Annotated in this window: 16 protein-coding genes; 9 read left to right on the forward strand and 7 right to left on the reverse strand. The window is 54.2% G+C overall.

Translation table 11 applies throughout. The features are described from left to right. Window positions 1–179: 179 nt before the first annotated feature. The 5 genes from ABD971_RS13660 (at window position 180) to ABD971_RS13680 (ending at window position 5,491) form a co-directional block, all read left to right on the forward strand. Window positions 180–1,841, forward strand: a complete 1,662-nt coding sequence (locus tag ABD971_RS13660) for an ABC1 kinase family protein (protein WP_345322871.1) — start codon at window positions 180–182, stop codon at window positions 1,839–1,841. 305 nt (window positions 1,842–2,146) lie between these two features. Further along, entirely contained in the window at window positions 2,147–3,244 is a 1,098-nt protein-coding gene (locus tag ABD971_RS13665; RefSeq protein ID WP_345322873.1) for an endonuclease/exonuclease/phosphatase family protein, read from the forward strand. Between the two features lie 135 nt (window positions 3,245–3,379). Continuing rightward, window positions 3,380–4,258, forward strand: a complete 879-nt coding sequence (locus tag ABD971_RS13670) for a DUF1206 domain-containing protein (protein ID WP_345322875.1) — start codon at window positions 3,380–3,382, stop codon at window positions 4,256–4,258. Window positions 4,259–4,350: 92 nt separating this feature from the next. Continuing rightward, window positions 4,351–4,530 (forward strand): YqaE/Pmp3 family membrane protein, encoded by a 180-nt coding sequence (locus tag ABD971_RS13675; protein WP_339939855.1) that lies wholly within the window; start codon window positions 4,351–4,353, stop codon window positions 4,528–4,530. A 235-nt stretch (window positions 4,531–4,765) separates the two neighbouring features. Continuing rightward, window positions 4,766–5,491, forward strand: coding sequence for a CDP-alcohol phosphatidyltransferase family protein (locus tag ABD971_RS13680; RefSeq protein WP_345322877.1), 726 nt, complete (start codon window positions 4,766–4,768; stop codon window positions 5,489–5,491). Window positions 5,492–5,728: 237 nt separating this feature from the next. Here ABD971_RS13680 and ABD971_RS13685 read toward each other — a convergent pair whose 3' ends face one another. The 3 genes from ABD971_RS13685 to ABD971_RS13695 all read right to left on the reverse strand — a co-directional run bounded on the left by ABD971_RS13685 (window position 5,729) and on the right by ABD971_RS13695 (window position 9,313). Beyond that, entirely contained in the window at window positions 5,729–7,813 is a 2,085-nt protein-coding gene (locus ABD971_RS13685) for a catalase (RefSeq protein WP_345322879.1), read from the reverse strand. Between the two features lie 121 nt (window positions 7,814–7,934). Beyond that, the gene (locus tag ABD971_RS13690) at window positions 7,935–8,960 is read right to left on the reverse strand and encodes a YheT family hydrolase (protein ID WP_345322881.1); all 1,026 of its coding nucleotides are present in this window, start codon (window positions 8,958–8,960) and stop codon (window positions 7,935–7,937) included. 5 nt (window positions 8,961–8,965) lie between these two features. Continuing rightward, the gene (locus ABD971_RS13695; RefSeq protein WP_339939859.1) at window positions 8,966–9,313 is read right to left on the reverse strand and encodes a DUF4235 domain-containing protein; all 348 of its coding nucleotides are present in this window, start codon (window positions 9,311–9,313) and stop codon (window positions 8,966–8,968) included. A 535-nt stretch (window positions 9,314–9,848) separates the two neighbouring features. On the opposite strand from ABD971_RS13695, the gene ABD971_RS13700 reads away from it, so the two are divergent. Then, window positions 9,849–11,036 carry an App1 family protein phosphatidate phosphatase gene (locus ABD971_RS13700; protein ID WP_345322884.1) on the forward strand — a complete coding sequence of 396 codons (1,188 nt, stop codon included), beginning with the start codon at window positions 9,849–9,851 and terminating at the stop codon, window positions 11,034–11,036. A gap of 130 nt (window positions 11,037–11,166) precedes the next feature. Here the strand turns inward: ABD971_RS13700 and ABD971_RS13705 are convergent, their stop codons facing one another. Then, on the reverse strand, window positions 11,167–12,090 hold the full coding sequence (locus tag ABD971_RS13705; RefSeq protein ID WP_339939861.1) for a YihY/virulence factor BrkB family protein: 924 nt from the start codon (window positions 12,088–12,090) through the stop codon (window positions 11,167–11,169). A gap of 221 nt (window positions 12,091–12,311) precedes the next feature. On the opposite strand from ABD971_RS13705, the gene ABD971_RS13710 reads away from it, so the two are divergent. Further along, window positions 12,312–13,571, forward strand: coding sequence for an AI-2E family transporter (locus ABD971_RS13710; protein WP_345322886.1), 1,260 nt, complete (start codon window positions 12,312–12,314; stop codon window positions 13,569–13,571). A gap of 24 nt (window positions 13,572–13,595) precedes the next feature. On the opposite strand, the gene ABD971_RS13715 is transcribed toward ABD971_RS13710, so the two are convergent. Both ABD971_RS13715 and ABD971_RS13720 read right to left on the reverse strand, forming a co-directional pair. After that, window positions 13,596–14,069, reverse strand: a complete 474-nt coding sequence (locus tag ABD971_RS13715; protein ID WP_345322888.1) for a nucleoside deaminase — start codon at window positions 14,067–14,069, stop codon at window positions 13,596–13,598. Window positions 14,070–14,216: 147 nt separating this feature from the next. Continuing rightward, window positions 14,217–15,401: an AraC family transcriptional regulator gene (locus ABD971_RS13720; RefSeq protein ID WP_345322890.1), complete on the reverse strand. Its 1,185-nt coding sequence runs from the start codon at window positions 15,399–15,401 to the stop codon at window positions 14,217–14,219. 248 nt (window positions 15,402–15,649) lie between these two features. Between ABD971_RS13720 and ABD971_RS13725 the strand changes: the two genes are divergently transcribed. Together ABD971_RS13725 and ABD971_RS13730 are read left to right on the forward strand one after the other, a co-directional pair. Beyond that, window positions 15,650–16,861 carry a DUF1559 family PulG-like putative transporter gene (locus ABD971_RS13725; RefSeq protein ID WP_339939866.1) on the forward strand — a complete coding sequence of 404 codons (1,212 nt, stop codon included), beginning with the start codon at window positions 15,650–15,652 and terminating at the stop codon, window positions 16,859–16,861. 133 nt (window positions 16,862–16,994) lie between these two features. Further along, the gene (locus tag ABD971_RS13730; RefSeq protein ID WP_339939868.1) at window positions 16,995–17,168 is read left to right on the forward strand and encodes a hypothetical protein; all 174 of its coding nucleotides are present in this window, start codon (window positions 16,995–16,997) and stop codon (window positions 17,166–17,168) included. A 64-nt stretch (window positions 17,169–17,232) separates the two neighbouring features. On the opposite strand, the gene ABD971_RS13735 is transcribed toward ABD971_RS13730, so the two are convergent. Continuing rightward, window positions 17,233–17,961 (reverse strand): hypothetical protein, encoded by a 729-nt coding sequence (locus ABD971_RS13735; protein ID WP_345322893.1) that lies wholly within the window; start codon window positions 17,959–17,961, stop codon window positions 17,233–17,235. Window positions 17,962–18,138 lie beyond the last annotated feature (177 nt).

The raw sequence follows: 18,138 nt of genomic DNA on the forward strand, positions 1-18,138 counted from the left end.
GCAGTCACTCGCCGCGAAATTTTGGGGCGGCATGAGAACTGCTCCTCCATGCCATTTCACGCCGAGTCGCCGCATGCGAAGGACGCTAAACCGTTCAAACGCAGGGCGGACGCCGCTGCAGATCCAATCAAGACGAACACCATTGAACCATCACTGGACTGACACGAAACGAGCATCCCATGATTCCACTGCAAACCAAATATTTGCGACGCTATAAAGATATCGCGATGCTGTTGCACAAGTACGGCCATGGCGACCTACTGAAATCAACAGGAATCAATTTAGAGGCCGACGACACTGACGCCCTCGTCCGTAGCGACGCGGCAACGCCCGACGAATTAGCCAATGATCTCGAGCGACTCGGCCCGGCCTTTATCAAGCTCGGGCAACTGTTGTCGACGCGAGGCGACTTTTTGCCGGAGCCCTATCTCGAGGCGCTTTCGCGGCTGCAGGATGACAACGAAGCGGTGCCGTGGCCGGACGTTCGTGAATTATTAGCGAGTGAATTTAAAACGGATCCCAAGAAGATCTTCGCCGAAATCGAAGAGTGTCCCGCGGCCACGGCGTCACTGGGACAAGTTCATCACGCGACGCTTCGCGACGGACGTGAGGTGATTGTCAAAGTCCAGCGACCTGATTTGCAACCCGATCTGGATGATGATCTGCGTGCGCTCGAAGAATTAGCAGCTTTGCTCCATTCATCGACGGAGTTTGGTGAAAAGTACCAATTGGTTAACTTGGTCGCGACGCTCAAGAAGTCGATCCTCAGCGAACTGGATTATCGGCGTGAAGCGGGAAACGCGATGCGATTGAAGAAATCGCTTGCCGACTATCGTTCGATCGCGGTTCCTGAACCGGTGATGGATCTATGTCGCCAACGCGTGCTTGTGATGGAGCGGGTTTCGGGAGTCAAAGTCACTGACGTCAGCCCAGTGGTGCTGTTGGAGCTGGACGGTCACCAGCTTGCGGACGAAATTTTTGCAGCCTACCTACATCAAATACTCGTGGACGGCCATTTCCACGCCGATCCGCACCCAGGCAATTTGTGGCTGACGCAAGACCGCCGGATTGCGCTGCTCGATTTCGGGTTGGTCATCCATGTGGCTCCGGCGATGCAGCGTGATTTGCTGAAGTTACTGTTAGCGGTAGGAAACGGCGATTCACAAACCGCCGCTCAGATCGCTCATCACATCGGTGAAAAATCGTCTCGCTATGATCGAGATCGACTCCAACGGCGTATCGCGGAAGTCTTTTCGGCTGGTCACGGCGCATCGATGGAGGAACTGAATGCGGGCCGGATGATCATGGATATCCAAGGGGCCGCCTGCGACGCGGGAATTATTCTACCGAACGAAGTCGTGATGCTCGGTAAAACGTTGATGAATCTTGACAAAGTCGTCAAGCTGCTCGACCCCGGGTTCAATCCGACTCAAGCGATTCGCGACCACGCAAACCATGTGGTGGGCCAACATGGGTCACAGCGACTGTCGCTGAACGATGCTTATCAAGCCATCATCGAATCCGCTGAATTGATGCAGAATTTGCCGTCGCGAATGAACGAGATTAGTCGGCGTATTGCCGAAAGCGACTTTCGTGTGCAAGTCGATTCGCTCGATGAGGACAAGATCATCACGGGGATGCAAAAAATTGCCAATCGCATCACAGCGGGCTTGGTAATCGCCGCCTTGATTCTGGCAGCGTCCAGAATGATGTCGATGCAGTCAGGTTGGATGGTGTTCGGATATCCGGCGTTTGCATCGCTCTTTTTGCTGCTTTCCGTCATGCTTGGCGGCATGCTGCTATGGCAGATCCTGGTGCACGACAAGTGTAAAAATGGTTGACGGTAACTTCCGTCGATCTTGCTATCGCCCGCGGCACCAGTCGCCCGGTTTCGATTGCCCGGTTTCGATTGCTCGATTTCGATTGCTCGCTTCACGCTCGCCAGCCAGTCAGATGGCACCATGAACGCGAAACCGCGGCCTCATAGCGTCGCATTCCGGTCTTGCACCCCCCGATAAAGTCGGGCTGATTTATTTGTTGAACGCCAAGCTTTCTTCAGCAAACGCCAACGAGCTGGATTGAAGGCTCTGTCGCTCGGTACAGGATTCGCTCCGACAGACTTTGGCGAAATTCCAAGGCTTTTCCTATGATCACTACCATTATCAGTACCCTATGCATCATCGTCATGGCTGCACTCGTGGCCGGTTCCCTGCTGAACTTGAGCAACAATCCTCATTGGTTTGTTCGCGGCTGGGATTTTCCTCGCACCCAAATCGTGGGACTTAGCTTCGTCATCACGGTTGTCTATTTCATCAGCATGGCGGTGTCTGCGAAACCGATTGGTACGACCACCGACGTTGTAATGGCGACGCTTTTCGTATTTTTGACGATCTGGCATGGGATCCGTATTTTCCCCTACACCCGAATCGCCCCACGCCAGTCGCTGGCGACTGAGCATGTTAACGATGATCGCTCGATCCGCATCGTGGTCTCGAATCTGTTGCAGGAAAATGAACAGCACGAATTGTGGTTGAGCACGATTCGCGATGTCGACCCCGATGTCATCATTGCGCTGGAGGTCAACCAACGCTGGGCGGACGCACTTGAATCCTTGTCGGCAACCTATCCGCATGTGGTCGCATGTCCGCAAGAGAATTGCTATGGCATGATTCTGGCCTCGCGTTTCGCGATCGAGTCTTCTGAAATCCGCTACTTGGTACAGTCGGACATTCCGTCGATTGACGCAGTCATTCGAATCAAATCGGGTGAGTTGATTCGGGTTGTCGGCGTCCATCCGCGACCGCCGGAACCGGTGCGGGATCAAGACTCCGTTCCACGTGATGCGGAATTGTTGCTGCATGCCGAACAATTGCGTGAAGAGACCCTACCCGTGATCGTCGGTGGCGATCTGAACGATGTCGCGTGGTCAAGAACGACGCGATTGTTCCTGCAGATCAGCAACCTACTGGACCCTCGCCGCGGTCGTGGTTTCTTCAATTCGTTTCACGCCCAGCACGTGTGGTTCCGCTTTCCGCTCGATCACATCTTTCACTCGCGACATTTTACTGTGCGAGAAATTCATCGTCTGCGCGAGGTGGGCTCGGACCATTTTCCAATCCTGATCTGGCTGCAACTCGAACCCGAGAAGAAGCACGAACAGCCCGCGATGACCGATACGCAAGAGGACCACGAAGAGGCGGAAGAATTGATTCATCGGGCGAGTGAATCGGAGGCGAACGCTTAGCCAAACACGGTGCCTTGGACGATGGATTTTATTGCGACGGCACACTGATTGCGGATAGTAAATACGGCAGCCCTGAAATGCCAGGGCGCCGCAAAAATCTTGTCCACTTATCCACCGATTCACGGAACCCTAATTATGGCAACTTCCTCTTCCAGCTTGTCCCCATCTCCGCATGACACACTGACATGGCGAGGGTTTAAAACCGCGTCCCTTCCGGACGTGCCTCATTGGGTCGAGTTGCTTGGTCGCGCTGGATACATTGCTAAAGGGGTTGTCTATTTCGTCGTCGGCTATCTTGCGTTTCAATTGGCGATCGGCGCCGGCGGCCAAATCTCGGGCGCACGAGGGGCGATTCGGGAAATTGGGCAGCAACCCTTCGGACGCGTTCTGCTTGGTTTGATTGCGATTGGTTTGTTCGGTTACACCGCATGGCGATTGGTGCAAGCGGGCAAGGACACCGAAGGCGATGGCACGGATGCTAAAGGGATCGTGAAACGGATTGGTTATGTGATCAGCGGATTGAGCTATGTATTGCTTGGCTTTTTCGCCGCGTCGTTGGCACTCGGAATCGCGACCAGCTCGGGCCAATCGGATGCCGGGCAAAGTTTTTTGCTTGGAGCACTTTGGGGGCGGGCAATCTTAGGCGTCGTCGGGGTAGGCGTCATCGGAGCGGGGCTTGCATTTGGCTATAAAGCCTACAAGGCGAAGTTTATGGAGAAGTACGATCTGGCCGCGATGAGTGAGAAATTGCGGACCGTCGCACTGTATTCAGGACGTGTTGGGTTGGCTACGCGAGGGGTGGCTTTCCTAATCATTGGCGGCTTTCTGCTCAACTCGGCCGTTCAGGGAGCAAGCGGCGAGGAGGTGACAGGGATTGCCGACGCATTGGCTGTCATTGCGGCTCAATCCTACGGCAAGGTGTTGTTGGCTGTGACCGGCTTTGGGCTGATGTGTTACGCGGTGCACTCCATCATGCGGGGATGGTTTCGCGTTTTTAATGTGTCCAAAGTTTAGTCGTGGCACACGATTCGCGTTCCTTGTGCGGTAACCACGTGGAGGAACACCTATCACGTCTTTTCAAAATTACTTCAACCCGGAGAACAACGATGGCCACCACCGCCGTTAACGAAAACAAAGTACTGAAAATCATTCTTGCCTTCTTGTTGCCACCGCTTGCTGTGTTCATGCACTCGGGATTGGGAACGCAATTCTGGCTCAATTTGGTGCTCACCATCGTGGGCTTCTGGATCATTGGTATCATCCACGCTCTGATCGTCGTCATGTAGTCGGGGGATGGTTTTAGATTACAGCGAAACACACTCCGATAGCTGGCGACGCACCGCCCAATGAAGTACGAGAGTGGTGGGGGCAGCGGACGGACTTTCGTGATCACAGCGTTGAACAAAATCAGTTCTCAGCACTGCGATTCATTAGGGTCAGTTCGCTGCTCTTTTTATTGCTGCTGTTGTCATTGGTCCATCCGCTTCAGAAACACTGCCCAGGCACGAATCGAATTCCTTCATGCAACACGAAAATAGTTTGACGCGTCGTGCTGCCGCTTATGGGGTACATTTTTTCACGGCATCCGGGATCATCCCAGCCGCACTTGCCGTTCGCGAAATCGGCTCGCCCCAATGCGATCCACGCATTGTGTTTCTGTGGTTATTATTGGCGACGGTGATCGATGCGTTCGATGGTCCGTTGGCTCGCAAATACCACGTCAAGCGATTTGCCCCTAATATCGATGGGCGGACGATTGACGATTTAATCGACTATCTGACTTTCGCGTTTATCCCGTTGCTGCTCACCTGGCGAATGGAGTGGTTGCCGCCGGGTACCGGATGGACGGTGATGTTGGCGATGGCAGCCAGTCTGCTCGGTTTCGCCCACGTGCATGCCAAGGATGAACAGCGAGGATTCTTTCGCGGATTTCCTTCCTACTGGAATGCGTTTGCGTTGTACGCCGGTGTTTTCAGTTCGCTGTACAGTCCGTGGTTGACCGCGATCACGATGTGGGGCTTGACCGTGTTGACGGTGATGCCTGTCTGGGTGATCTATCCCAACTTAGCACCGCAGCGGTGGCGAATTTGGATTCTGGGAGGGGCAGCGTTATGGACGCTCACATTGATCGCGATTCTGTGGCAATATCCACGTCCTTCCACCGGACTGTTGTTGATCTCGCTCGCCTATCCCGCGTTTTACACCTACGCATCCTGGTATTGCCGCCGGTATGGTAGCGAGTCATGACGTGGTAAATCGCAGGCCCGCTTTTTTTACGGCCACATCTTGCTGCCACGTCGGCCTCCGACCAAGAAGACAGCCGAGTGGGATAGCCAGTTGGGCCAATACCGTGAAGCATTTTGAGGTGGAACTCGCCAAGCGTTTCGGGGGCCTACGCCAACCGAATGAAAGTATTGGCGACTTTAGCTACACCAAAAGAGTCGTCTAGAAAACGCGGGCATCCGTGCCACGTCTCGCCACAGATCACATCGAACGCACTTTGGGTTCGCGATCCCAGACACGATACTGTTTTGCTTGCTCAATAAACTTATCAAGCTTCGCATCGCTGACGTCGACAATGCCGTCGTCGGCATCGAGTGCAACGGACGCCTTTATAAACAACTCTGTCGCTGCTTCGGTGTACCCGATCACTTTTAAATGGGCAAACGCGTTACGGATCCAGTCCACCGCGTCGGCTTGCTGAGCCAATGAATCTGCTTTCTCCTTTGCCGGGGCGACGATGATGCAATCAAACAGCACCGAAGGGGCACCGGCCAAGAAATGCTCGGGCGTCACCTTTTCACCCTTACTCGTTTCAATCTCGCCCACAGTCGGTGCGACGATCGACAACATCGCCCCTTCGGCGTGGGCCGCCTCGCGAATCTCTTTGAGCAGGTTGTCATCGGCTCCTGTCGTGATCAGCAAACCAATCTTTTTGCCCAACAATGATTTTGGCGCCGCAGTGTATTGTGACAACGGTTTCGATGGCTCAGGATCGCCAACGGGCACACGAGGTTTGATTGCATCGCCCTGGCCCTTCATGCCAAGTGCGGTCGCCACTTGTTCGGCCAACTTTTTGTCAACGTTTTTCAGATGTCCCAGCATTCGCGTGCGGATTTTGATTTCATCACACTTGCCGAGCTCAAAAGCAAAACCGCCAACGATGTGTCGCTGCTCGGGCTCCGTCATCGATTTCCAGAACAATCGAGCTTGCGTGTAATAATCCGCGAAACTCTCTGGACGGATACGCAACTTTTTGCCTGACTCTTCCGCTGCAAACGAAGTGAATCCGTTCTTGGGATCTTCGCGTGGTTGACCATCGTCAAGTGAGTTCGGTTCGTTCGCGACTCGCCCGGTTGGCACTTCGGTTTGCATGTGCCCATCACGTTGGAAATTAGCAAACGGACACTTCGGCTTGTTAACCGGGATTTGATGAAAATTGGGGCTTCCCAGTCGCGACAACTGCGTGTCCAGATACGAAAACAATCGGCCTTGCAGCAGCGGATCGTTGCTGAAATCGATCCCAGGAACGACGTGCGAAGGACAAAACGCCACCTGTTCGGTCTCGGCAAAAAAGTTATCGACATTGCGATTGAGGACCATCTTTCCGAGTGGCGTTAGCGGGACCAGTTCTTCGGGGATCAATTTGGTGGGGTCAAGCACATCAAAGTCAAACTCGGCGGCCTGGGCTTCGCTAAATGCTTGGACCGAAAGTTCCCACTCGGGAAAATCTTTGGCCTCAATCGCATTCCATAAATCACGACGGTGGAAATCGGGATCCGCGCCGCCGATCTTCACCGCCTCGTCCCAAATCAACGAGAACGTGCCGAGTTTAGGACGCCAATGAAATTTGACGAATTTGGATTCACCCTTTTTGTTGATCATCCGAAAAGTATGAACGCCGAATCCCTCCATCATACGGAATGAACGAGGAATGGCGCGGTCGGACATGATCCACATCAACATGTGCATCGATTCGGAATTGAGCGAGACAAAATCCCAAAAAGTGTTGTGAGCGGATTGAGCCTGCGGGAAATCACGATCCGGTTCGGGTTTGACACTATGAACGAGATCGGGAAATTTGATTGCGTCTTGGATAAAGAACACGGGGATATTATTGCCCACCAGATCGTAGTTGCCTTGATCGGTGTAGAATTTGACCGAGAACCCTCGTACGTCGCGTGCGGTATCAAACGACCCGGCGCGACCGGCGACGGTCGAGAAGCGACAGAATACTGGCGTCTGCACCGATGGATCCTGCAGAAAACCGGCCTTCGTCAGACTCGCGTGCGACTTGTAGGCTTGGAAATAACCGTGGGCAGCGTAGCCGCGGGCGTGGACGACTCGTTCCGGGATCCGCTCGTGATCAAAGTGCGTGATCTTTTCACGCATGATATGGTCTTCGAGTAGCTGTGGTCCACGTTCACCCACCGTCAACGTGTTCTGATCGTCGGCAATGACGAGACCTTGATTCGTTGTCAAGCGAACACCATCGGCCGAGACGGTTTGATGCGGCTCGCCTCCGTGCCCAACATTGGTTTTGCCGCTGGATTGATTTTGTTTTGCCATGAGACAGAGAACTCTCTTGAGGTTAGAAAGTGGAGCGGATGCGGACGATCGATGTCCGATTTTGAATGACAGCGAGGATTTCTGCTGCCGGATTCCGCACGTACCAAGCAAACGCTGTTCCTCAACCGAGCATCGCATCGAAGAATCGAATCGTGGCACGCTCGTGCCATCGCTTCCCTTGGCGATCCAGGAATCCGGTGTGGCCACCCGAGGCTGCTAGCGCCGGATACAGCGGTCCCTCGGTGCTCCATTCGCGATCGGTAAACACCGTTTCATCCACCACCGGATCATCTGCTGCATGAAAAAGCAGGGTGGGAGTTCTAATTTTGTCGAGCACATAGATAGCGGAATTATCTCGATAGAACTCCTTTGCGCCCGCATAGCCAAGATGCTTGGCAGTGAACTGATCATCCAGCTCCCAAACCGACGATGCGTTTTCGATTGCTTTGCGTTCTTCGTCCGTTAATTCGGCGGATTCGCGGAGCAACTCTTCGCACTGCTTTTTCAGTAGATAACGATCGAAGATGCGGTTCAGCCCGGACTGCAAATTGATCGAGGTTGTCTCCATATCCAGCGGTGCTGAGACGACGGCGGCGGCACGAAAGGCACAGTTGCCTTCGGTTTCGGCAAGATACCGCAACAAAACATTTGCACCTAATGAGAACGCGACCGCTGCGAGCCCGTTGCGAGTCCACTCGGCTTGCTGTTCGTGTAAGTAATTGACTAACAGAGAGATGTCGTCGGTGTAGCCTGGGTGATGAAAACGGATACAATTTCGCGCTGAACTGCCAGCCCCGCGATTGTTCCACAGCACCACCGGATACCCGGCCGCCAGTAATCGCTCGGCCATCGAACGCATGTACCCGCTTCGTGCATGCCCACCCATCCCGTGAAAAACGATCACGGTCGGCTTCTGCGTCGGGCGGGGCACCGGCAAATAGTAGCCACTAAGCACATCGGGTGGCGTCTGGTCGCCAGGGACATCAAAGGCGACGCAGCCCTCGTAGTGATCGACGTCCAGATCGGGACGGAGCGATTTGATGGAAAGCGTTTGTAGCCACCCGCCGCGACACCAGCGATGAGGCTCGAAGGGTTCGAGCCACTCGAAATTGCGAATCGCGAACTTGTCCGGTGGGCGTTGTGACACCGTGGTTATGACCTCCAACTGCGATACGCGCCGCTGCTGGCACGTCGAGAGGCGATTCGGGCGATGCCAACGACTGCACCAGATGCCGCGCCCCACAGCAGGGCTTCTCGCCATGCCACTTCGCGTGAGGTTGGATTTTTAGGGGGATCACGGTCCAACGTTGTTTGCCACGCCGCCTCGAGCAGATTGCGTGCTAGAAACGTGGCCCCGATCGCCGCGACAAAAGCGATTGCAGATTCAGTGCGGCCGATGCCCGGATTGCGTCCGTCGGGTTGATCGTGGCCGGTGTACTCGCCGACTCGATTACGCAAATCATCGTAACGGTCGTGAATCGATTCCATAGTGCTGGACATAACGTCTCTCTCGTTTTAAGTAAATTCGAAAATATTCTTCACTTCTAGGCACTCGCCAGCTAAAAACGCTGGTATCCAGGATCCTGCCTGAGGCCGCGCTGCTTTCGAGGCTCCCGTCTCGTCTTTTTTCACTTGCCAAACAGGAGCCTGGTGAGCTGGAGGTCACGTTTGCCAAGGAGTGACATGAAAATTGCCAGTGCTTAACTCAATGACGTCGCAATCAACGTGCCACGATTCGTTGAGGCAAGCAATCGCGTTTGCTGGTCACCCTGAAAACATGACAATGGCAGCGAAGCATCCAAAGATGCCCACCTGGTGTGGTCGCCAGGCGTCCAGTCTGCGTGATTTGGGTTCACGGTGGCTGAGTTCACTATGGCCGGGTTCACAGTGAATGGAACGATCGCACCTAGCCAGCCGGTTTTGCAGCAAATATTGACCGAGGACGAGGTTTGCTCGCACGAAGCGGGAACATCTTTTGCTTTGTCACGCTGTTATTTCCAAGGCTTCCGAGTTTTCCGCAACAGGTTAATGAACAATGGCTGGCGACTCCGGCGACAATGAATCACCGAATTGGCGAGAGGTTTTTAGAACTTGGCTGACGCAGACCGCTTCGTCTGCCGATGACGTGATGGACGCGGGAATTCGGCGATTGCGAAAGCGGTTGGGACGCAGTGGCGTCCCCAAAATCCAGCCCTATATTGGTTATGCGAGTGGTGATGCGATACGGTTACACGGACGCGTGCTCACCAACCCGCCGCTCGATCCCGACTTTGAAAGTGACCGGTGGTGGCATAACCTTTCCAATGCCATTGGTCGATTCGCTAGCGATGAGGTGCCCAACGTGGAGGTCAAGGCAACCGCGGGCGGCAGTGCGGGTAGCAGCCGTAGCGACAACGAAGGCTACTTCCATTTTGATCTGCCACGTGAAACGGGAAGCAGCGACCAACTTTTCTGGTCCTCCGCATTGCTGCAGATTGCCGACGAGGAAGGATCGCCGACGCAATCTAGCACCACCCCGTGTGATGTTATGTATGTGCCCGATCATGCAAAATTCGGCATCATCAGTGATATCGATGATACGATCTTGCATACCGGGGCGATCGATATCGCGACGATGGCCAAGCTTACCTTTCTAGGAAACGCGCGAACGCGAGCTCCCTTATGTGGTGTGGCGAAGTTGTACGAGGTGTTGCAGCACGATGGAAATACGCAGCGTGATCCGCTGAATCCCATCTTCTACGTTTCCAGCTCGCCATGGAATCTGCACGATTTACTTGAAGATTTCCTCGAACTTAACGCCATCCCCAAGGGGCCCATTCTATTGCGGGATTTGGGGTTCGATGAAAACAAATTTTTGAAAGAAGGGCACGAGCACAAGTTGGTCAAAACACGCCGGCTGTTACAACAATTTGACTCGCTACCATTCGTGCTCTTTGGAGACTCAGGCCAAGAGGACGCGAGACTCTATGCAACCGCGGCCAAGGAGTTTGGATCGCGGATAAGAGCGATCTTTATTCGCGACATCGATCCAGGACTCGCGAGTTTGCATGACGATCGAGTCGACGTTTACTTGCGTGAATCGCACGACGCCGGTGTCCCGATGTATTTGGTCAGCGACAGTGTCGATGTCGCCCGAATCGCGATTGAGCACCACTTGATTCCCGAATCGGCGATGGCGGAGGTGGTCGCTGCGACCCAGCGAGATCGCCAGCGAAAGAAATAGAGTCTTGTAACCTCAGCGAGTCCTTTGGGGTGATGCCCGGAAAGCGACGACGCCCTCAGGCGTCGATCGGCAAGTTCAATGATCGACAGAATCAATCGATCGACAAGATCAATCGGCAGTCTGGGGACCGCTAGTTCGACGCGGTCCCAGGGCGTTCAATCTTTTCGACCACGCGAACCGCTTTGGGTTCCGGACGGATCCCTTCGCCGTAACGGACTGCGTAGACCTGGGTCGCTTCGGCGCCGAGCAACACGATCATGGCGCTGTAATAGACCCATACCAACAAGACAGCCAGGGAGGCTGCGGCTGCGCCAAGCTGGGCACCAGGTTCGCTATAGGAAAAGTAGATTTGCATGACAAAACGTCCGAGCAGAAATAGCGCCGTCGTGATGGCTGCCCCCACCAACACATCACGCCACTTGACGACGGCGTCGGGCATGAACTTGAAAATGGCGGCGAAGATCACCAGCACCACGATAGCTTGGACTGCGAAATTGATCACCGAAGCCACGATTCCGGACATGCCTAACATGCCTCCTAGCTGGTCACCAATTCCGGCAAGGACCGACGATACCACCAGTGAAACGAGCAAAATAAATCCGAGTCCCAAGATCATCCCGAATGACATAATCCGCTTCATCACCATGTCCATGATCCCAGTGTTTTTGGGGTCCGGTTTGACCTCCCACACCTGGTTCAGAGCGGCCTGCAGTGCCGCAACCACGCCGGTGGCACCGACGACAATCCCGGCGAAACTGAGCAGCGTTTTCCACCACTTTCCACCCGACTGTTCGTGATTTTCAATGATTGTCGAGATTTGCTCACTCGCGGCTTGGTTCCCCATCATCTGTGCGGCTTGGGATGTCAGCAAGCCTTGAGCCTTCTGCTCCGCTTGCTCGCTGTCGTACATCACGGACATACCAAAGGTCAGCACGGTCATGAGCAAATACAGCAGCGGTGGCAAGGCGAATGCGGTGTAATACGCCAATGCCGCCGCAAGCGTGCTGCAGTTGTCATTTGAGAATTCGGAAAATGTCTGTTTCAAGAAGTTCATGATACGGAAGCCCCGTGTGCGTACGATTCTGGTTAACGAAACACCGAGCGACGCAAATAGCGCGCCACAGCGGTATGTCATTTGCATCCATCGGCGCCGGCGTCCGAGCTGTATGTATCTCGGACACCGCGGCGGATCGATGGTCGATCGTCTGCCAAATTTTCTAATAACGCGATCGCGAACGGCACGTGGTTGTCTTGATCTTTGGAGTTTTATTGACAATGGACGATATGCTAAGAAGCGACGAGAGTCATACGTCCGTTGCATCGGAGCGGCGTCGGTATGATCGCCCTGATCCACCAATCACGGCGGATCCCCTTGCATCTCCATCACGATCGTCCGGACGCGTGTTCGGAGATTCGGTTTCGGATCAGAAATTATTGCTCGCCTTGGTCGGGCTGATTGCGGTGACGTTGGTCTGTGGGACATTGTTTGTCGCCAGCAGTTTGTTTGTGCCCATTGTTATTGCGACACTGGCCTATTTGTCGTTGCGACCGATTGCCGCTCGCATGTGCCATTGGGGATTATCACAGACCGTCGCCAGCGGGTTACTGATTCTAGGCATCTTCGTGACCTTGGGCATTGTCGCCGGAATGTTGTATTCACCGGCGCAAACATGGATCGCTTCAACGCCGGACAGTATCAGCAAAATCAAGGCGAATTTCTCCGCGATCGAAGAGCCGTTGACGGTGCTTGATCGTGCCGAAGAGGAACTCGACAAAGCGTCGCCTACTGCGAAACAGGAACCGACGGTGGAGGTTTCGGTGAAGAAGCCGCGAATCCTTGACCGTAGCGTGCTGATTAACAAAACCGGACGCTTCCTGGCCTTCATTGCTGCCGTCGCCGTGCTCACCTTTTTCATGCTGTCGTCCGGCGACGATTTGCTCAATCGGGTGCTCAATGTGATGCCTGACGAACATAGCCGTCATGAACTGCTGAACAAGATTGGCGATATCCAAGAGTCGGTTGGCAAGTATCTCGCTCAGATCACCTTCATCAATGTGGGGCTCGGTATCGTCGTGTCGCTTGTCATGTGGGCGATTGGGATGCCGACTCCGGTGTTATGGGGAGTTCTGGCAACGCTGTTCAATTTCATCCCGTATGTCGGTGCGTTGGCAGCAACCGCTTTCGTGTTCATGGCTGCGGCGAGCACGTTTGATTCATTGCTACGCCCCGTGTTAACCGCGGCCGCCTTCTGGTCGATCACCGCGATCGAAGGCCAGTTTATTACCCCCTCGATTCTGGGAAAAACATTGCGGGTTGGCCCCGTGATTGTCTTGGTGGCGGTGGCGTTTTGGGGATTCCTGTGGGGCATTCCGGGAATCTTTGTGGCTGTCCCTCTGTTGATTGTGCAGCGTAAAATTTTCGCAAGCTTCCAGCTCACCTATCCGCTCGCAGCGGTCTTGGGCGAGGATGCATGCCGGGTCGGACAAGAATGTGATCCCATTAAAGAAGACAAACCGATCGCCGAAACGGCGTAATCCAATGCAACTCCCCGCGATGAATCACGGCTTGGGATTCTGCAGCAACAACTGCGAACATTGGTCCGCTAGGATGTCACCCTGAATGACCGCACTGGGATTGGCTGCGGCGAAGAACGACTGACAACCGAGTCCCAACGTACCGTAGCCGGCTTGTTCAACCACGTCGGCGGGCGCGCCGTATACGATCTGCGGTATTTGTGTCATTCCCGCAGTCGCGGCACACATCGGGCATGGCTCAGCCGAGCTGATCAGCACGCAGTCCTGGAGCGTCGTTCGCTGAAGTTGTTCGCACGCACGATCAATCGCACAAACCTCAGCATGCCGTGAAGGATGCCCTGTTCGTTTGACCTGGTTGAATTCGCACGTGATGGGGTCGCCTTGCAGCGTATATATCGCGGCTGCGAAGGGGTTCTGACCCGCTCGGACTCCTTCCCATCCTTTGGCTAGAACGGCACTCATCCACTCAGTCAATTCCGCTTCGGTCGGTTCGTTCATTCGAAGGCTCGTGTTTTTTCGGTGCGCTGCTTCGGGTGCAATCGTCACGCGAATCTCGGCTGGCAATCGGGACCATTTGAAAATGGGACGATTAGAAAATAGACACTGATATTCCGTGTGCATGAATCATGCCGATTGGCGATCGGATTAGCGTAGCCGAGTCTCCAATCGGTATCGCAATGGCGTCATCTCTGTCTGACGCTTGAACATTGTTGCCATATAGGCGGCAGTACCGAACCCTGTCGCCTGCGCGATACTGGCAACGGGTAAATCGGTCGAAGCAAGCAGTTCCTTGACACGCGCGATACGAAGTCGGTGTATCTCGGTGAGCGGAGGGTGTCCGAACGCGTCTCGGAATTTGACTTGCAAGCTGCGGACACTCATCGGTACCGATGCAGCGACTTTGGCCACGGTCAATTCCGTGAAGACGTTTTCACGAATGAACCGAACCGCCTTGGACAATTCGGGGTCTTTGATCGCCAAGACTTCGGTCGATCGACGAGTCACAATCTCAATCGGGGCAATACGTTCCTCTTCTCCACTATCGGTGCCGCCGCTCATCAGGTTTGCAAGTCGCTCGGCCGCGCGATAGCCCATCTGCTTTGACGGGTTCAGAACCGCCGACATCGGAGGCACGGTCGTTTGTGCGATCAGGGCATCCTCCGCTCCCGCCAACACGGCGACATCATCGGGAACCTGGATGTTCATGCACCAACATGCATCCAATAACTGACAAGATGCGGATGTGCCCCAGGCAAACACCGCGATCGGCTTCTCTAACTGTTGCAACCAACTTTCGATTCTTGCACGCTGCTTACGCCACTTTTCGCTTCCCATCGATTCATGGATGTAGTGAAATCGTTCCAGCGTTGCTACGTCCGCTCCGATCTGTTCCTGAAACGCGTCGGCGTGTTTCTCGATGTACGAGTAATGAAGAGGGCCGACGTAGGCAAATCGCTGAAAACCGCGGACTTGGAAATGCTCCCACGCGAGTCTTGCTGTGGCGTCGTAGTCAATCGCGACTCGAGGAAACGAAAACCCCTCAAGTTCAATGCCCGAGATGTTAATGACTGGAACATGACGCGATTTCAGGTCGGCGGCGATCTTTGGGTTGGAGACACGAGCGATGATCCCGTCCCCATTCCATTGGCTTGGTAGCTGCAATACGTTGTCGCGGCCGCGAGGTTCCACTTGCAGCTGCCACGGGCCATGGTGCTGAGCGTAGCTAGTGATCCCACGAATCAAATCACGCCCCCATTCGGTCGAAGTGTCCACCAGCACCGCGACACGCGGCATCTTACTTTTAGGTAATGCTAGCTGTTTTTTTGACAATTGGTTTTCTCTTTTAAGCCCGGACAGTGTGTGACTGTGCCTTTGCGGGGCGTTGTTCAAAGCAGGGATGTATGCGCGTTTGCGAAGAATAAACGCGCATATGGTTATATCCTGATGTCGGCAGATTGTTAAGATTGCTTTACCGCCAACGGGGAGTCATCACCCCGCACGCACTGTTTCTGAGGGGTTAGCCCACGAAACGGAGCCCTTTTCTGGCGTTTCTTGTCTTTTTATTGAGAGGATTTGTAATGAATTCGAAACGAACGGCCCCTTCGGGTTTTACGTTGGTCGAGCTTCTTGTCGTGATCGCGATCATCGGGGTGTTGGTGGGATTGCTTCTACCCGCGGTCCAAGCGGCCCGGGAAGCGGCCCGGCGTATGAGCTGTAGCAACAACTTCAAACAGCTTGGTCTTGGCATCCACAACTATCACAGTGCCTACAAACAACTGCCCCAGCATGGTGCGGGAACGGTCGACGAGAACATCACTCCCAACGTTCGATCATGGCGTGCGACGAACAACGGCAACATGCTGCAGCTATCGATGTTAGTGGGGCTCACCCCGTTCATCGAGCAACAAGCCATTTGGGAGCAGATCTCCAACCCGAACGATTACAACGGTGACGGCACGATTGACTTTCCGGCGATGGGACCCTCGCACGGCAAAATCAACTATGCGCCGTGGGTTACCGAATTGCCAACATTACGCTGTCCAAGTGACCCCGGGACTGGTTTGCCGGCGCTTGGCCGAACCAATTATGCTGCCTGTTTGGGTGATTCCGGACGGCAACTGCATAACGGGCCTCGCAATAACGCACTGCTAGTGAGAACGAACCCCTCCAAACACTCACGTGCTGCGAATCGTGGAGCGTTTGTGAAATACAAGAAGACGGCGTTCCGCGACATGCTCGATGGTCTTTCGAACACCATTGTGATGGCAGAAATTGCGACCGATCTCGGTGACAAAGATACTCGCACGATTTCGAATGATGTGGGAGCAAAGGGGAACAGCGGCCAAGTATCCGCCGCCCTCGTTCACGACAATCCGTCGTATTGTTCACAGAACGGCATGATTGATCCCGAGCGTCCTCAGTTTTGGTTGGCGACTCAAGAAACCGATGGTGCAACCACGGGACGTGGTTATCGTTGGGCCAGTGCGCAACAGATCTACTCGGCGATGACGACCATTTTGCCGCCGAATAAAAATCTCTGTGCTTTCAACCGCGGATCGAATATTGCGATGCTACCACCGTCCAGCCGTCACCAAGGCGGGGTGCATGTATTGATGGGAGACGGGGCGGTGAAGTTTATTACCGATTCGATCGAAGCCGGCAACTCAACCGCGGCGGCCGTCTGGCTAAACGGTAACGGCGCCGCTTCGCCTGGGTCGAAAAGCCCGTATGGATTGTGGGGATCGCTGGGCACACGTGCTGCACGCGAAACGATCGATTCCGAATTTTAGATCATTGCTTGATTCACAGCGGAAACAGGTCCTGGAGCGATGCCGCTTCAGGACCTTCTTTTTTATCAACCTCGTCTTGGAAACTTGATTTTATTTTCAAGAACGTTCCCTCTGTTTGATTCTGGAGACTCGAATGATTCGCAAAATTTGCCTGATGGTCAGCTTGTTTATGTTGGGATGTATGACGGGCTGCGGCGATTCCGGCCCCACCAACGTCATGGAAAATGCGGATGAACAAGCGATCGCCGATTACGAGGCCGAGCTTGAACGAGAGCAGGCAATGTTGGAAGCGGACGAAGAAGAGTAACTCCGCTCTCACCGCGACGATCGCTCGTGCTGCTCGCTAACGGCTTGGAAAGCCGTGCGACTATTTAGAGAGCGTTGTAGATCTTCACATCGTCGACGACGACGTTTCGGGGGATCGAAAGTCGCAGCATCCGTTTGGTCGGGTGAGCGATCCCAGGCGATGCAAACGAGCCTACCTCTTTACCATCAATCGAGACGGTCAGCGTGTCATCGTTGATTTTGGCAAGCACGGTGTACCATTTTCGCGTTTCCAATTTGTGTGGAAAGCGTTTGGTCTTTGTCTTCAGCTCCGCCTGTTGCTCGGCGGTGATGGTTTTGCTCTGTCGTGCCTCGCGGGTCTTGAGGTCCATCACGCCAGTCTTTAAATCGGTGATCTCGGTTTGCTTGACGCCGATTGTGACTTTAAACAAATGCCCCGCCCATACCTTCTTGTACTGCAAATCCGCAAAGTTCAGACCCAGCGTGTCTTTTTCGTGTTCAAGCATGAATTTCATCTGCACCGCACCGTTCTGAAATTCAGCGGGATGCGTCACTGAAACAGCATGGTCGGCATCTTTGTGAATATAGATGTACATCGCCCCGTCGCGAAGATCGACTTGTTTATTTCCCCCCGCGCGTGATTTGCTGTTGGTTCCCCAACCGTTTCCAACCTCGTCGATTTGTTCTTGTGATTCATTCCGCTCAAAGTCATCCGAAAAGATCAGCTTGCCGAGCTCTTCAGCATTGGCTGGTAACGAAAACAGGGAAGTCGAAAGTGCAAGTGTGAGCGCGGCGCTAAAAAGTGTTTTGGTCATAGGTCGGTCGAAGCTGAGTTGCATTAGATGTAGGTCAAGGAAGCGGAAGGCGAATTCGTGCCTGCAGCAGCGATCGTCGCGGGGACGTTCGTCATCGCATTATTGTCCCATGCCGCTGTTCCGTGATCAATGGTTGACACGCTGCGAAATACAAACTCGTTCCGTTTTCGGCTACAC

The sequence above is a fragment of the Novipirellula rosea genome (genome assembly GCF_039541335.1).
Lineage (GTDB): Bacteria > Planctomycetota > Planctomycetia > Pirellulales > Pirellulaceae > Novipirellula > Novipirellula rosea.

Excerpts from the sequence above, each read along its gene's own strand:
- ABD971_RS13660 (WP_345322871.1), top strand. The coding sequence starts at position 180 with ATGATTCCACTGCAAACCAAATATTTGCGACGCTATAAAGATATCGCG.
- ABD971_RS13665 (WP_345322873.1), top strand. The coding sequence starts at position 2,147 with ATGATCACTACCATTATCAGTACCCTATGCATCATCGTCATGGCTGCA.
- ABD971_RS13670 (WP_345322875.1), top strand. The coding sequence starts at position 3,380 with ATGGCAACTTCCTCTTCCAGCTTGTCCCCATCTCCGCATGACACACTG.
- ABD971_RS13675 (WP_339939855.1), top strand. The coding sequence starts at position 4,351 with ATGGCCACCACCGCCGTTAACGAAAACAAAGTACTGAAAATCATTCTT.
- ABD971_RS13680 (WP_345322877.1), top strand. The coding sequence starts at position 4,766 with ATGCAACACGAAAATAGTTTGACGCGTCGTGCTGCCGCTTATGGGGTA.
- ABD971_RS13685 (WP_345322879.1), bottom strand. The coding sequence starts at position 7,813 with ATGGCAAAACAAAATCAATCCAGCGGCAAAACCAATGTTGGGCACGGA.
- ABD971_RS13695 (WP_339939859.1), bottom strand. The coding sequence starts at position 9,313 with ATGTCCAGCACTATGGAATCGATTCACGACCGTTACGATGATTTGCGT.
- ABD971_RS13700 (WP_345322884.1), top strand. The coding sequence starts at position 9,849 with ATGGCTGGCGACTCCGGCGACAATGAATCACCGAATTGGCGAGAGGTT.
- ABD971_RS13705 (WP_339939861.1), bottom strand. The coding sequence starts at position 12,090 with ATGAACTTCTTGAAACAGACATTTTCCGAATTCTCAAATGACAACTGC.
- ABD971_RS13710 (WP_345322886.1), top strand. The coding sequence starts at position 12,312 with ATGGACGATATGCTAAGAAGCGACGAGAGTCATACGTCCGTTGCATCG.
- ABD971_RS13715 (WP_345322888.1), bottom strand. The coding sequence starts at position 14,069 with ATGAACGAACCGACCGAAGCGGAATTGACTGAGTGGATGAGTGCCGTT.
- ABD971_RS13725 (WP_339939866.1), top strand. The coding sequence starts at position 15,650 with ATGAATTCGAAACGAACGGCCCCTTCGGGTTTTACGTTGGTCGAGCTT.
- ABD971_RS13730 (WP_339939868.1), top strand. The coding sequence starts at position 16,995 with ATGATTCGCAAAATTTGCCTGATGGTCAGCTTGTTTATGTTGGGATGT.
- ABD971_RS13735 (WP_345322893.1), bottom strand. The coding sequence starts at position 17,961 with ATGACCAAAACACTTTTTAGCGCCGCGCTCACACTTGCACTTTCGACT.